A 14,332-nucleotide genomic window follows, 5' to 3' on the forward strand; every position below is an offset into this window, starting at 1 on the left:
CGCCCCTCTGCTTTTTGGGTAGAATGACACAGCCTTGGGAGGGGGAGAGGGTTTCAAAATCGTCAAGCCTTGCTAGGAAAGACACAATCTATAAAAAAGCAAAACTTTTCAGTCACCAATCGCTAAATCGGCGATCGCGCTATAGACTGATGATTAAGGACTAGATAAAGTCTGGCAACTGGGAACAAGATAATTTCTTAACCTCCTATGGCTGAGCCTTTGATCGAACTGAAGGGAATTAGTAAGTCCTTTGGCAAGAATGTGGTTTTAGATGAAGTGGATCTAACAATTTATCGAGGAGAAGCTTTGGCTGCGATCGGCCCTTCGGGTACCGGAAAGTCAACAATCCTACGCATTATTGCAGGTTTGCTAGCACCGGATGCCGGTGAAGTTTACGTTCAGGGACAACGGCGGAAGGGATGGGTAGATGATGTCGCCGATCCGATTGGTATTGGGATGGTGTTTCAGCAGGCGGCTTTATTTGATTCGCTGAGTGTAGAGGAAAATGTTGGTTTTCTGCTTTACCAACACTCGAAACTACCGCGCCACAGGATTCGAGCATTGGTGGATGAAAAGCTGGAGATGGTTGGTTTGCCGGGAATTGGCGATCGCTACCCGGCTCAGCTATCGGGCGGGATGCGAAAACGGGTGAGTTTTGCCCGTGCGATTATGGCTAATCCTGATAATTCTAGAGACACGCCAGAAGTTTTGCTGTACGATGAGCCGACGGCGGGTTTAGACCCGATCGCTTCGACGATGATTGAGGATTTAATCCGCGACCTACAGGCGGCTCAGGGAGGGTGCAGCACTTATGTGATGGTAACTCACCAAGATAGCACTATCCGTCGCACTGCTGACCGCATTGTGTTTCTCTATCAAGGTAAGGTGCAATGGGAGGGAACTGTGAGCGATATTAATAAGACTGATAACTTGCTGATGCGGCAATTTTTTAGTGGGAGTGTGGCGGGCCCAATTCAAGCTGTTAACGGTTAATGGTTGACTATTAACTGTTAACCGTTAACTGTTAACAAGGGTGGTTAAAATGCGATCGCGAACGGTTAGAGAAGGCTCGGTTGGTTTTTTGATTCTGTTGGGACTGGGTTTGTTTGGGGGTCTAGTCCTCTGGCTGCGAGGATTACAGTTGGGAAACCGCAGCTATAACGTATTGGTTGAATTCCCTAATGTTCAGGGAATGCAGGTAGGGACACCAGTACGGTACAGAGGAGTCAGCGTGGGTAAAATTAGTGCGCTGAAACCGGGCCCAAATGGGGTCGAGGTGGTGCTAGAAATTGCTCCGGCGGATTTAGTGATTTCGCGGGATGTGCTAATTGAGGCGAATAAGTCTGGCTTGATTGGGGAAGCTGCGGTTGATATTACACCTTTGTCGCTTTTGCCAGATGCTGCGATCGCGGCTAATCCTCTGAGTAAGAACTGCCCAAATACGATTATCTGCAATAATTCGCGCCTCAAAGGTAATGCAGGCGCGAGTTTGGAAGAACTGATTCGCTCAGCATTGAACTTTACTAATCTCTACAATGACCCGGAGTTATTTGCTAATATTAAATCGATTTCAAAAAATACGGCGGTGGCTGCTCAAGATGCAGTTCAACTAACTCGTAATTTGTCTAGTTTAACTCAGTCGGCTAAAGTTGAATTGGGCACTTTGAGTCAATTGATTAAAACAGAAATCGGCGGTTTAAATCAGTTAGCACAGGAAGAATTTGGTAATTTAAATCAGTCTGTAGAGGGGAATTTAGGAGGGATTGCTACTGAAATCGGGAAGGTTTCAGCAACGGGGGATGCTTCGATTAGGGCGGTGACAGGAGCTGCTATCGAGTCAGCAAATTCTGTTAAGCAAGCAGCAAATCAGATTAATATAACCGCTAGTCAGGCTAATGCTCTGCTGACAACTAATCGTGCTATGCTTGTAACCACCTTGAATAATATTAATCAAACGAGCCAGGAACTGCGGGTAGCTGTGAGCAGTTTAAGTCCTATTGTTAACAGAATTGAGCAAGGGCAATTAATCAATAACTTGGAAGTTTTATCTGCAAATGCAGCTCAAGCTTCGGTGAATTTGCGGGATTTATCAACAACTGTGAATAATCCTACAAATTTGCTGGTATTACAACAAACTCTAGATTCAGCTCGTGTTACTTTTCAAAATATGCAAAAGATTACATCTGATTTGAATGAGTTGACTGGCGATCCGGCTTTTCGCGATAATATTCGGAGGCTAATTAAGGGATTGGGGGGGTTGTTGGGTTCGACTGAGCAGTTACAGCAGCAAGCTGAAGTGGCTAAAGTTTTGGTTCCTTTTTCGCAGACGGTAACGACTAGCCCCGCAGTTGTAAATTCCCCTGTACTTTCAGAGTTTCCGCAGTTTAGTAAGAAGCCGAAATCCATGATTATTCCTTCTCAAACGGCAAAGGTAAGAGAATCTCCTGCTTCTGAAATTAAGTCTAATTTGGTCTCTCCTTAAGGGGGGAATCTAGGTAATATAGATGTTCTTGCTTCTAAATTATGTCGCGGACGATCGCTTACAGTCCTGCTTATACTCTGGTTCCTACTTACGAGTGTTTTAATCGGTGTACCTACTGTAATTTTCGCACCAATCCTGAGCAAAGTCCTTGGCTGACATTGGCGGCGGCGCAAAAGCAATTGCAAGGCCTTCAGGGGAAAGGAGTGATTGAAATTCTGATTCTCAGCGGTGAGGTACATCCGCTTTCGTCAAGGCGAAAAGCTTGGTTTGAGCGTATTTATGATTTGTGCGAACTTGCATTAAGTTTAGGATTTTTACCCCATACAAATGCTGGGCCATTGAGTTTTGAGGAGATGGCAAAATTAAAAGAGGTGAATGTGTCGATGGGGTTAATGTTAGAACAGTTAACACCGAATTTGTTACAATCTGTCCACTGCCATGCTCCTAGTAAAGTGCCTTCTCTACGGTTGCAACAGTTGCGATGGGCGGGGGAGTTAAGGATTCCATTTACTACTGGTTTGCTGCTAGGAATTGGGGAGAGTGAGGGGGATTGGCGGGAAACGCTGGCGGAGATCGCGCAGATTCAGAGTGATTATGGTAATATTCAAGAGGTTATCCTTCAACCTCATAGTGCTGGGAGCCAGCAAGGTTGGAAGGGTGCAAGTTTTAATCCTGAAAAGATGCCGGAAGTGGTGGCGATCGCGAAGTCGATTTTACCCTCAGAAATTACTCTGCAAATCCCGCCTAATTTAATTACAGAACCGCAGATATTACTGGCTTGTTTGGCAGCCGGTGCTAGGGATTTGGGGGGGATTGGGCCTCGCGATGAGGTTAATCCTGATTACGATCATCTGCAAGATCGGGCTTTAGAGGCGTTATTAGCAGTAGGGGGATGGCAATTGATACAACGCTTGCCAGTTTATCCTCAATATGATAGTTGGCTGTCATCGAGATTGCAAGTTGCCGTTCAGCAGTGGCGATCGACCAATGGGGATGGGGGAAGCAAAAATTATGGTTAGAAAAGTGGAAATTAGCGATCGCGTTGTGATATAGTTGATCTTGCGATCGACGGCGGCATAGCCAAGTGGTAAGGCAGAGGTCTGCAAAACCTCCACCCCCAGTTCAAATCTGGGTGCCGCCTTTATATGTTTACAGTAACAAATTATTTGTCACTGATAGAGGATGTTTATTGTGCCGATTTGGTTAGATGTGATTTCTGGGCGGTTGCGTGAGAAGGTGAAGGGGTAGAGTGCGATCGCTTACTCGTTTGCGTGTCGCAATTCGTAAGGCTCTATTTCCCATCCTCGCTGATTTGCCAAATAAGCTAAGCGTTCTCTAAGCTTTCTAAAAGGTGTTTGATTTCTATACTCTGGACTTGGCTCAATTTGTGCATGAGCCTGATTATTTTCAAAGGGTCGAGGTAAAACATCAATTTTGTAAATAAATTCTAGTTCGCCTTTAGAATTGTTCTGGATAACGCTATTTATTAGCCTCACATCTTTAGTGATTAAACTAACTACCGCGTCTTTTTCATCTTTTTGAGAATAGCAGGGGTTATTGTCGCATAAACCAGCCCTATCAACAGAGGGACACATCGCTTTATCAGCAAATGCTTGTGATGAGATGGTAGCCGTATTTTCTTCAATCTGATACAAGTTTCTATCAAAAAATATACATCTATATAAGACCTCTTCATCCCCTACAAAATCTTGTGTCATATCCCAATTGGTTTATCTTGAACTAGCTATCCACTGCCATAAATCTGTTAAATCCTCATCCAAACTGATTGAACCATCTTCCATCTCATTATCCATATCTGCACCCCAAACCTTTATATAGTCTATGACTTCCTCATAAACGTAGATTGTGATTTTTTTTTCTTGATTCCACCATTCCAAGACAATTTCATTCTCAAAACTAATGTTGAGCAGAGGATCGCACCACCACCAATTATTTTTTAATGCTACCGAATGTAATCGCTCGATAAGCCTTTCAGCCGTCTCAATCGTTTTAAGATAATTAGAACAAAGGCTTTCATAATCTTTTTCTAAGTTACCTACTAAAGAGGCTATGCGGGGAAATGAAGAATATTTATTAGAGTCCTTAGAAGACGGCTGACTACTTGAATTTATTGTCTCATGCCAGTGAATTCTTAAATCTACTGACGGCAAAAGTACATAATGTTGAGAGTCATTATTTCTGATATTCTCTAATTGAGAGACAGCTTGCTTTAAAGCATTTTCTGGTAAAAAGCTCAAGATAGATAGGCATTTCAAGAAGTTAATTATCCTCTGAGATGGTTGAGAATTGACTTCTACTTTAACTAATAAATCCAGTGCCAGATTATTTCCTCTTCTCAAAATAGGGGAAGTAGCCGAGATAATATCTTTGTAAGACTCTCTAATAATATAAGTTTGGCTGATTCTAGGTGCTGAAAGAACTGGTGATATCTCACTCAATTGATTGAGGTTCCATTGCGACGTGGAGTTCGTCTGTAATGCTCCACCGGAACAACTTTCCTCCCGTGCGGTTGAAGTTATCAAAGACATTCCAAATTTCTCCCTTATTTATTTTTGGTTCTACAAAAAAATCAGCATCAAACAAATAACCAGGTTCCTGAATATTACCTTGGGAGGGGCCTTGTGATATGACTAAACCATGATTAAAATTAACTTTACCTACTTCTAGTTCAATTTCCAAATTCTTAACTAAAGTCCGAATCGAACCAGATAATTCACTACTGTGTAATTCAGAAGCAATTTGCGGACTAATTAATGCTGACCAAGGTTTATCCTCCTCCATTTTTAATTTTGAGCGAAGTATCAAATCTTTATACCTTAACCCTAATCTTACGTAAAAAGAGGGATTATATATCTCTTCAAAAACATTAATGATTTTGATGAATTTTTCTTTAAAGTCTTCATATCGCTTGTATTCAACCGTGCTTAAAGTTAGATTATCTCGGTTTAAAGAAAGCTGCCATTTTGAATTTTCAGAAATAAAATTATAAGTAGTATATTGTGAAACTTGCGAAACAAGCGAACCTATCTGTGGAACTAAACTAGCTATTTCAGGAGGAATATCCATAGATTGAGACTGCTTATAAATTGGGTAATCAAAACGAATTCTTTCCTGAAATTCAAAAGGCTCTTGATTATTAATTTTGAGGATTGTAGGAAAGCGTAGTTGTCCCACAACCTCTATTAAAGGAGTGTGTTTATAAATAACTCGTTGGTAGTCAGGTAGTTTCATGTCAAGGCTTAGCTACTCCATAAATCTATAATACCTTACTTATGTTCGCGATCGCCTCACCCTTAAAACCATAATGTTTTTGAGAATAGGCGATTTGTAGAACAACTGTACAATGACTTCCACCCTCATGTCCACAAGACCAGAATCTTAAACCTAGCCGCACAGTTGGGACACTCCGATAGCAACCTTAACCCATGCCGATCGCACCCCTGCATCCCTTTACACTGCCACTCAATCTTATGACAAGGGGACTCCGCATAACACGCCCCACACAACCGAATCGGTTCCAACTTCATCCCCTCCCAAGGAGGCGGTAACATTCGCCCGTTGCAACCGCCCCAAAAAATGACTTAAACTCTCACGCTCCAACGGTTCCACCCAAAACACCCAAGGCTGGATCTCGGCTTCCATCACTATGTACTCCCCAGTCTCCTCCCTCAAAGCCTTCAGCATCACCTTACTAGAAAGATTAGAAGTCACAGGTAACTGCAAAACCTTCTTTTCCCAAACCTCCACTGTCCGCTTAAACTCTTCCTCCGACAACTTGCCAAACCGATGTCAAAAACTGTTAAATCTCAAACCGCTAATCAGCGTGATTTTGAATTGCATCAAAACAGTTAACAGTTAACAGTTAACAGTTAACAAATTAAATTTTTAACTTTTGATTTTTAATTCATTTGTGAACTGGCAAAGTAAAATGAAAACAGCTCCCCGCTTGCTCTGTAGAATCCACCCAAATTTGCCCATAGTGAGCTCGGACAATACGCTGGCAAAGAGCAAGACCAATGCCGTAACCATCCTTTAATTCATCTCGCTGAAGTCGGAAGCGGTCTTCAAAAATACTGCGGCAATTTTCCTCTGGAATTCCAGGCCCATTATCGCAAATACTAAATTGAACTTTGTAAGCTGTCCGGTGCAAAATTGAGATATTAATAGTTCCCTGTTCTGGCGTATACTTAACAGCATTATCCAACAAATTCATCATTACTTGCCGCAAGCGTTCCGGGTCGGCATAAACGCAGGGTAAGTCAGTAGGAATGTCAGTTTCTAAGTGCAGGGATTTAGCTTGAAATCGGTTTTGTAACTGAGCGATGATATCCTCACACAGAGGTCTTAGTTCTAGCTTTTGAGGTTTAATGTGAAATTCAGCATTCGTACCTCTAGCAGCTTGTAAGATATCCGTGATCATCCGGTCTATAGTTCGGATTTGATGGCGGGCCTGTTTGATTAAATGAGCTGTGAGAGTAGGCGTTACCGCAGGTAAGTTATTTTCCTTTTGCTTATGAGTTGATTCTAAAGTTTCCAGGGCCAAGGAAGCCGCCGTTAAGGGATTCCGCAGGTCATGGGCAAGCATCGCAATGATCCGGTCTTTCAACTGCAACTGCTCTTGCAGGTGTTCTTTATCCTGCTTGAGGCGAAAAACTTCGTCCGTGAGTTGCATCAGTTCCGCAGCAGCAGCGATGGAATGGATAGAGGTTTTAGACTCCTTGGTTTCCCTATTGCTGAGTTCCGACTGTTCGTCACTCCAGTGTTCTTGGACTGAACGCTGCCAACGAGGCCACCAGTGTTCTAATTGGGCAATTAGATCGCTACCAGCAAGGGTTTGGCGGGGTTCGGGATGAATTTTCAGCAAACAGGGAGTTGCCATCAGCTTAAAGTGTTCAGCCAAATAAGGCTGTTCCCCCACATCGATGACTTGGAGTTCAAAGGCAAACTCTGTCTTCAAGTTTTCCAGGGACTTGCGGAGGAGGCGAATCTGTTCGCGGGAACCGGGACGTTTGTCCACAAATAGTAGAAGTTGTAGAAATGCCTCAGAGCAGGCAGGCTTTCCGGTAGAGCCGGGATTGCTGTCTCCTGAGACTCCGCGATGTTCCGCGTTGAAGCTTGGTCTCGGATGAAAATATTTAACCATTGCCGAGGATAGTGATTTCACTTCTACTCTAATTTAATATCTTCTTTAGATTTATGTTATTGTGCCGAAGGTTTCAAATAAGGGTGGGCGAGTGAAATTTTTGATCTGGCAAAAAAATAAACCGTTGGAGGTGGTAGTTTGGGCTGCGATCGCTTTTTTTGCCGCCTGTCTGCTTCTGACTCTCCATCGCTACTATAGTTTTTACGCCGATTACGACCAAGGTATTTTTAATCAAGTTTTCTGGAATGGCACTCATGGGCGGATGTTTGAGAGTTCTCTTTCTTCGGCTCTGTCTACCAATGTCGTTCATAATGACCAACTGCCAGAAGTATTTTACTATCGGCTGGGGCAGCACTTCACTCCGGCTTTGATGGTCTGGCTGCCTATTTATGCTCTATTTCCCTCGCCTGTGACGCTGACGGTTTTGCAGGTAACGCTAGTGACGGCGGCGGGTTTGGTGCTCTATGCTCTGGCTAGACATTATCTCGAACCTCAATTATCTGCGGCGATCGCGATTAGTTTTTATGGTGCTAATGCTGTCATTGGCCCGACTTTGGGCAATTTTCACGATATTTGCCAAATTCCGCTTTATGTCTTTAGCTTGCTACTGGCAATGGAGAAGCGTAAGTGGCCGATATTTGGCATTTTAGCAGTCTTGATTTTAGCCGTGCGGGAGGATTCAGGAATTATCCTGTTTGGCGTTGGATTTTACATGATTTTGAGCCGCCGCTACCCTCGCACTGGTTTAGTTGTCTGTGCTTTGAGTTTTGGTTATATCGTTGTCCTCACTAACCTGATCATGCCTCTGTTTTCTGCTGATATTTCCCAGCGGTTTATGATCGAGCGTTTTGGTCAGTATACCGAAGGTGATGAAGCTTCTACTCTACAGATTCTCTGGGGAATGGTCAGTAACCCTTTGCGGTTGCTAGGGGAACTGTTTACGCCGTTTTGGGGAACGCTGAAGTATTTACTCGGTCAGTGGTTGCCTTTGGCCTTTGTGCCTGCGGTAGCACCTGCTTCTTGGGCGATCGCAGGATTTCCCCTGCTCAAGTTATTTTTAGGTAAGGGAGTATCCGTACTAGCGATCAACATTCGCTATGCGATGACAGTCGTTCCCGGCCTATTTTACGGCGTAATTCTATGGTGGGCCGAGAGGGGGGAGGAGAGATGGGGAAGATGGGGAGGATGGGGAGGATGGGGGAGGTAGGGAAGACAAAAGAAGGTAGAGAGGATAGGGAAGGTAGGGAGAATTTAACTTCCTCATCTCCCCCATCTCCCTCATCTCCCTCATCTCCCTCATCTTTAAGATTTCAGCGCTTTTGGGCATTTTGCATCTGTTTATCGCTGTTTTTTACCTTCACTTCTAATCCCAATCGGACTTTTTCTTTTATTTTGCCAGATGCGATCGATCCCTTGGTATATGTCTCTTTGACTCGCCAATGGCAGCACGTCAGCCAAATGCGATCGCTCTTAAATCGGATTCCATCAGATGCCAGCGTAGCTGCGACTAATTATATCGTGCCGCATTTGTCTAGCCGCCGGGAAATTCTCAGGCTGCCGATGTTGGAATTGCGAAATGATGCGCGAGAAGTGGTCAAGATGGAATATTTAATTGCTGACCTTTGGCACTTGCAGCAGTATCAAGTAGCGTTTAAACGGGAAAGAGGACAATTGCGTGCGATCGCGCCTATAATCGAGCAGCTTTCTAGTTCTGGAGAGTATGGAATTGTTGGCTTTCAAGATGGGGTAATTTTAATGCAAAAAGGTGCTGTTTCTGAACCTAATTCTGTAACTAAATGGAAAGCTTTTCGTCAACAAATAGAACCCATCTTACAATGAGGGGCTAGGGGCTAGGGACTAGGGACTACGATGCTTACGGCTAGGGGAAGAAGGGGAAGGCAGATAGTTCGGCGATTGAAATCGCTACTACACAAACGAAGTCCGCCTACGCGGACTTAAAGAATAAAGGGGTATTTAAGGTAGATTTAGTATTATATCCAAATTACGGTAAAATGGAATAAGTACAGTTAGCAATTATAGCAGTTGCCAAGGCAGTTAAGACATTCTAAATTTAAAACCCTGATTCTAAACCCTTCTTCCGTCTTCCCTAGCCCCTAGCCCCTCTTAAACCGCCTTGGCGGTTGCTATAACTCTTTTTGCAGTTATCGCAATGACCACAACGCAGAGATTTAGCTGCTTCTTCAAAGCCAAAAGCTTGTAACAAAAATTGCCATCGACACTGACGAGTTGTAAGATACTGAGACATTTGTTGTGCTGCTGTGCGATTGAGTTGTTCGCCAGAGAGCGATCGCGCCGATTTATTGATACTGTAGTTGAAGGGATCTCGCCAATTAAGCTGACCTGAACTGTGCAAAACTGATAAAGCGATCGCGCCTTCTGGAAATTTGCGAGAAATTGCTTCAACGTCCCCTTGTAATGGCAGTTTTTTGGCTAATTTTTGAGCTGTCTGATATTGCGATCGCAATTTATCTTCAAAAAATTCTCGCCGCTGCTTATCTTCGGGATATAACCAACCTGTGGGCTCGCTTATTAATGTTAATGCTTCCGCTGGTTTACCATCACGCCCCGCCCGTCCGACTTCTTGAATATACTCTGATAATAGCAGTGGCGCTTGAAAATGTACAACCCATCTAACATTAGATTTATTAATCCCCATCCCAAATGCTGACGTGCAGACAACAAATTGGATATCTCCATTTAACCAAGCTTTTTCTATTTCCCTTCGTTCTTCTGCACTCAATCCAGCATGGTATGCTGCTGTTATATAATCTTCATCTTCCAGCCATGCTGCTAAGCTTTCGCTATCTTTCCTAGTCCGAACATAGATTAATCCAGCTTGTTTTTTTCTAGCGTTAATAAACTTTAATAACTGTTGTCGCCTTCCTCTCGGTGTCCAAACTATTTGAACGCGCAAATTCAGATTTTCGCGATAGGGATTGAGCAGAAATTTTTCTGGTTTTTGTAGTTGTAAAACCTTCTGAATTGTCTGCTGAGTTTGGTGATCGGCCGTAGCAGTAAAAGCTGCAACTGCAATTTTACTTCCCATTGGCTTAGATTTTAGCAAAGTAGAGCGCACAGTCCCCAAACGCTGATAAGCTGGTCTGAAAGTTTCGCCCCATTGCACTAAACAATGAGCTTCATCTAATATTAAACCATTAATTTGAATCTGCGGCTGGCTGATACTTTCCCAGACTGGTTTACTGAGTAATGTCTCTGGGGATAAATACAGCAATCTTAACTGATTTTGCTGTATTTGTTGCAATGTTTTCTTCCGCTGCTGTGCAGGTAATTGACTGTGAATTAATCCAGCGGGGAGATAGCGCTCGCGCAATTCTTGTACTTGATTTTCCATCAATGCCACCAGCGGCGATACTACTAATGTTAAACCAGTTTGTAGCAAGGCTGGCAGTTGAAAACAAATAGATTTACCGCCACCTGTAGGCATGATAATTAGGGCATCTTTTCCTGATAGTAGGCTGTGGATAATTTCACCTTGAGGTGGTCTAAAATCTTCGTAGCCCCAGATACTTTGGAAGGCGGCGCGAGCCCGATCTAAATGTGCTTGTTCTGGATAATCTTTCATTTATACTTCGGGAAAAAATCTAAATATAGCAATTATACTGAAGATTGCTTCATTATTGGTATTATTTTATGTCATCACGAACGAAGCGAAGCAATAGCAAAGCATTGAGATTGCTTCGCTTCGCTCGTGATGACATAGTTATCTTCGGAATGAGATAATGACGTTTAAGTTGAGCGTTAAACTTAATTTTATTGACTGAACCATAGCTTATGTGGTATTATAGAAATTCTAAAATGATTTGTAAATCTTTTTTCTGCATTCTACTTAAAATCTTAGAATAAATTAGAAAAAAATGCGCTTAGAAATTCTCTGGAATCAGGTGCTTGAACGTCTCCAGGTACAACTAAGCCGACCTACCTTTGAGACATGGATTAAAACTGCCAGTCCTGAGCAACTGGAAAATAACTGTTTGATTATCCGCACCCCTAACCCTTTTGCTCGCAATTGGTTGCAGAAATATTACATTAAAACAATTGCTCAAGTAGTCGAGGATATCCTCGGTCATTCCGTTGATATCTACCTGACAACCCTGAACGGAGATGAGACTACTAACAATGGTTCAGAACTAATTTGGCCATCTCCCGATATTCCAGAAAGTCACTCTCACCAACAGCCTAAACCTGCTAACTTAAATCCAAAATATATATTTGCCCGTTTTGTTGTCGGTTCAAATAATCGCATGGCTCACGCTGCTTCTCTGGCAGTGGCGGAGTCTCCAGGGCGAGAATTTAACCCGCTATTTCTGTGCGGTGGCGTGGGTTTGGGGAAAACTCACCTGATGCAAGCTATCGGTCATTATCGCCTGGAAATTGACCCCGATGCTAAAATCTTTTATGTCTCAACTGAGAAATTTACTAACGATTTGATCGCTGCAATTCGTAAAGATAGTATGCAAAGTTTCCGCGATAATTACCGAGCCGCAGATGTGCTTTTAGTAGATGATATCCAATTTATAGAAGGCAAGGAATACACCCAAGAAGAATTTTTTCACACATTTAATACTTTACACGAAGCGGGTAAACAAATAGTTTTAGCTTCAGACCGTCCGCCTAATCAAATTCCCCGTTTGCAAGAACGCCTTTGTTCCCGGTTTTCAATGGGGTTAATTGCAGATATTCAATTGCCTGATTTAGAGACACGGATGGCGATTTTACAAAAAAAAGCTGAGTATGAAAATATGCGGCTCCCGCGAGATGTAATTGAATATATCGCTTCTAGTTATAAGTCAAATATTCGGGAATTAGAGGGAGCTTTGATTCGGGCTGTGGCTTATCTTTCGATTACGGGTTTGCCGATGACTGTGGAGAATCTGGCCCCAATTTTAAACCCTCAAACTGAGAGATTGGAGGCTTCCCCGGATGCGATCCTGACAGCAGTAGGGGATGTATTTGACCTTTCAGTTGAGGAGTTGAAAGGCAATTCTAGACGCAGAGAAATTAGCCTTGCTCGTCAAGTGGGGATGTATTTGATGCGACAACATACGGATTTGAGTTTACCTAAAATTGGTGAGGTTTTTGGGGGTAAGGATCACACGACGGTGCTTTACAGTTGCGATAAGATTGCTCAATTGCGGAATACTGACCCGAATTTATCTCAAACTTTACGTCAGTTAGGCGATCGCATCAATGCTGTTAGCCGATCGCAAAATTAATTGAAGCCATCTACCGCTACTGTGGAAAAACCTGTGGATAATCTGTGGAAAATTTGACTAAATCTGGGGAAAAAATTACTAGGACTTAGGTATAGCTAGGTACTAGGGCGTGTTTTCTGGCCTCGTTGTATCCTGAAAGTATCCTGAAAATAGCGATCGCAGACAGGGAGTTTTGCCAACATTCCCACCCCTGAAGGGGATGCAGGGCTGTTTCATTCTAAATTCTTTGACCTCACCCCCCAAACCACCTAACCGCCTTGGCGGTTGCCATATTTGCAATTATGAATACTTCAGTTTCTCTCTGTCAGCCTTGGTCATTTCCCTACTGTCCCGCCCCTCCAAACTGGACGCTAAATTGGCGATCGCTTCAAGCAGAGTTTGAGTGGTTGCAGTCTCTGGAAAATTGCCCCCAAGATCCTCAATATCACGCCGAAGGCGATGTTTTAACCCACACTCGCCTGGTTTGCGAGGCACTGATCTCCTTGTCCCAATGGCGAGAATTACCACCCATCCAGCAGTCAGTTGTATTTGCAGCCGCCTTGCTGCACGATGTGGCAAAGCCTGACGCAACAACCATTGAAGCCGATGGCAGCATCACTTCTAAGGGGCACGTCTTACAAGGGGCAAAAATGGCACGGCAGTTGCTTTGGCGTGCCAGAGTACCCTTTGAACAGCGAGAGGCGATAGTTGGTTTAGTGAGGTATGGCAGTTTACCCCTATGGTTTTGGGATAAGCCAAATCCTCAGCAAGCAACGATCGCAGCCAGCCAACTGATTCGGTGCGACTTGCTAGCACTATTAGCAGAAGCGGATGTTCGGGGCCGTGAGTGTAGCGATCGCCCTCAACTTTTAGAACGGATTGAATTTTTCCGGGAATTTTGCCAAGAAAATGACTGCTTCGATCGCCCCCGCCAATTTCCCTCAGATTATAGTCGATTTATCTACTTCCAAAAAGAAGATCGCAATCTCAATTATACAGCATTTGACGATACCCAATTTGAAGTAGTTTTAATGTCAGGATTGCCGGGAGCCGGTAAAGATTATTGGATTCAGGAACACCTACCAGACTGGCCTGTAATTTCCCTAGACGCAATCCGAAAAGTCTTAAAAGTTTCCCCAGAAGACGACCAAGGAGTTGTTGTCAATCAAGCGAAAGCAGCCGCTAAAGAGTATCTGAGAGCCAGAAAATCTTTTGTTTGGAATGCGACGAATACAACTCGGCAAATGCGCTCATCTCTGATTCGATTATTTGCTAATTATCAGGCACGAATTCGCATTGTTTATTTAGAAGTTCCTTGCGAAGAATTGCTGCGGCGAAACCTTTCTCGCTCGGCCAGAGTACCTGAAGCTGTGATTTTGAAGTTGAGCGATCGCTTAGATATACCCAATATCACGGAAGCTCACAGAGTAGATTGGGTTGTACAAAGCTAAT

The 14,332-nt window shown here is 43.5% G+C and carries 12 protein-coding genes, 1 tRNA gene and 1 pseudogene; 7 read left to right on the top strand and 7 right to left on the bottom strand.

Going from position 1 to position 14,332, the window contains the following annotated elements:
• Positions 1-207: 207 nt before the first annotated feature.
• The 4 genes from OSCI_RS10440 (at position 208) to OSCI_RS10455 (ending at position 3,623) form a co-directional block, all read left to right on the top strand.
• Positions 208-993 carry an ABC transporter ATP-binding protein gene (locus OSCI_RS10440; protein ID WP_007354903.1) on the top strand — a complete coding sequence of 262 codons (786 nt, stop codon included), beginning with the start codon at positions 208-210 and terminating at the stop codon, positions 991-993.
• A 49-nt stretch (positions 994-1,042) separates the two neighbouring features.
• Entirely contained in the window at positions 1,043-2,482 is a 1,440-nt protein-coding gene (locus OSCI_RS10445; RefSeq protein ID WP_007354904.1) for an MlaD family protein, read from the top strand.
• 41 nt (positions 2,483-2,523) lie between these two features.
• Complete coding sequence (gene cofG / locus OSCI_RS10450) at positions 2,524-3,501, top strand: 7,8-didemethyl-8-hydroxy-5-deazariboflavin synthase subunit CofG (RefSeq protein WP_007354905.1); 978 nt, start codon at positions 2,524-2,526, stop codon at positions 3,499-3,501.
• 51 nt (positions 3,502-3,552) lie between these two features.
• Positions 3,553-3,623 (top strand) — tRNA-Cys (locus tag OSCI_RS10455).
• Between the two features lie 118 nt (positions 3,624-3,741).
• Here the strand turns inward: OSCI_RS10455 and OSCI_RS10460 are convergent.
• The 6 genes from OSCI_RS10460 to OSCI_RS10480 form a co-directional block, all read right to left on the bottom strand.
• The gene (locus OSCI_RS10460) at positions 3,742-4,200 is read right to left on the bottom strand and encodes a hypothetical protein (protein WP_007354906.1); all 459 of its coding nucleotides are present in this window, start codon (positions 4,198-4,200) and stop codon (positions 3,742-3,744) included.
• Positions 4,201-4,212: 12 nt separating this feature from the next.
• Positions 4,213-5,031, bottom strand: coding sequence for a hypothetical protein (locus OSCI_RS10465; protein WP_234708735.1), 819 nt, complete (start codon positions 5,029-5,031; stop codon positions 4,213-4,215).
• Positions 4,934-5,734, bottom strand: a complete 801-nt coding sequence (locus tag OSCI_RS10470) for a TIGR04255 family protein (RefSeq protein WP_007354908.1) — start codon at positions 5,732-5,734, stop codon at positions 4,934-4,936. The genes OSCI_RS10465 and OSCI_RS10470 overlap by 98 nt, the downstream gene beginning before the upstream one ends.
• Positions 5,735-5,859: 125 nt before the next feature.
• Positions 5,860-6,054 carry a hypothetical protein gene (locus tag OSCI_RS32410; RefSeq protein WP_407635891.1) on the bottom strand — a complete coding sequence of 65 codons (195 nt, stop codon included), beginning with the start codon at positions 6,052-6,054 and terminating at the stop codon, positions 5,860-5,862.
• Positions 5,972-6,277, bottom strand: a complete 306-nt coding sequence (locus OSCI_RS31430) for a hypothetical protein (RefSeq protein ID WP_007354909.1) — start codon at positions 6,275-6,277, stop codon at positions 5,972-5,974. Before OSCI_RS31430 ends, OSCI_RS32410 begins: the two co-directional genes overlap by 83 nt.
• 130 nt (positions 6,278-6,407) lie before the next feature.
• Positions 6,408-7,646, bottom strand: a complete 1,239-nt coding sequence (locus OSCI_RS10480; protein ID WP_007354910.1) for a histidine kinase — start codon at positions 7,644-7,646, stop codon at positions 6,408-6,410.
• Between the two features lie 91 nt (positions 7,647-7,737).
• Here OSCI_RS10480 and OSCI_RS32415 point away from each other — a divergent pair.
• Positions 7,738-9,485, top strand: a pseudogene (locus OSCI_RS32415) (DUF2079 domain-containing protein).
• Positions 9,486-9,753: 268 nt separating this feature from the next.
• Here OSCI_RS32415 and OSCI_RS10495 read toward each other — a convergent pair.
• Positions 9,754-11,250: a RecQ family ATP-dependent DNA helicase gene (locus tag OSCI_RS10495; protein WP_007354911.1), complete on the bottom strand. Its 1,497-nt coding sequence runs from the start codon at positions 11,248-11,250 to the stop codon at positions 9,754-9,756.
• Between the two features lie 292 nt (positions 11,251-11,542).
• Here OSCI_RS10495 and dnaA point away from each other — a divergent pair, with 292 nt between their 5' ends.
• Both dnaA and OSCI_RS10505 read left to right on the top strand, forming a co-directional pair.
• Positions 11,543-12,901 (top strand): chromosomal replication initiator protein DnaA, encoded by a 1,359-nt coding sequence (gene dnaA, locus OSCI_RS10500; protein ID WP_007354912.1) that lies wholly within the window; start codon positions 11,543-11,545, stop codon positions 12,899-12,901.
• Between the two features lie 281 nt (positions 12,902-13,182).
• Positions 13,183-14,331, top strand: a complete 1,149-nt coding sequence (locus tag OSCI_RS10505) for an AAA family ATPase (protein ID WP_007354913.1) — start codon at positions 13,183-13,185, stop codon at positions 14,329-14,331.
• Position 14,332 lies beyond the last annotated feature (1 nt).

The sequence above is a fragment of the Kamptonema sp. PCC 6506 genome (assembly GCF_000180455.1).
In the GTDB taxonomy this organism is placed as follows: domain Bacteria; phylum Cyanobacteriota; class Cyanobacteriia; order Cyanobacteriales; family Microcoleaceae; genus Kamptonema; species Kamptonema formosum.

Coding starts and splice junctions, on each gene's coding strand:
- OSCI_RS10445 (WP_007354904.1), top strand. CDS start 1,043: ATGCGATCGCGAACGGTTAGAGAAGGCTCGGTTGGTTTTTTGATTCTG.
- OSCI_RS10480 (WP_007354910.1), bottom strand. CDS start 7,646: ATGGTTAAATATTTTCATCCGAGACCAAGCTTCAACGCGGAACATCGC.
- OSCI_RS10495 (WP_007354911.1), bottom strand. CDS start 11,250: ATGAAAGATTATCCAGAACAAGCACATTTAGATCGGGCTCGCGCCGCC.
- dnaA (WP_007354912.1), top strand. CDS start 11,543: ATGCGCTTAGAAATTCTCTGGAATCAGGTGCTTGAACGTCTCCAGGTA.
- OSCI_RS10440 (WP_007354903.1), top strand. CDS start 208: ATGGCTGAGCCTTTGATCGAACTGAAGGGAATTAGTAAGTCCTTTGGC.
- OSCI_RS10465 (WP_234708735.1), bottom strand. CDS start 5,031: ATGTCTTTGATAACTTCAACCGCACGGGAGGAAAGTTGTTCCGGTGGA.
- OSCI_RS10460 (WP_007354906.1), bottom strand. CDS start 4,200: ATGACACAAGATTTTGTAGGGGATGAAGAGGTCTTATATAGATGTATA.
- cofG (WP_007354905.1), top strand. CDS start 2,524: ATGTCGCGGACGATCGCTTACAGTCCTGCTTATACTCTGGTTCCTACT.
- OSCI_RS10505 (WP_007354913.1), top strand. CDS start 13,183: ATGAATACTTCAGTTTCTCTCTGTCAGCCTTGGTCATTTCCCTACTGT.
- OSCI_RS32410 (WP_407635891.1), bottom strand. CDS start 6,054: ATGTTACCGCCTCCTTGGGAGGGGATGAAGTTGGAACCGATTCGGTTG.
- OSCI_RS10470 (WP_007354908.1), bottom strand. CDS start 5,734: ATGAAACTACCTGACTACCAACGAGTTATTTATAAACACACTCCTTTA.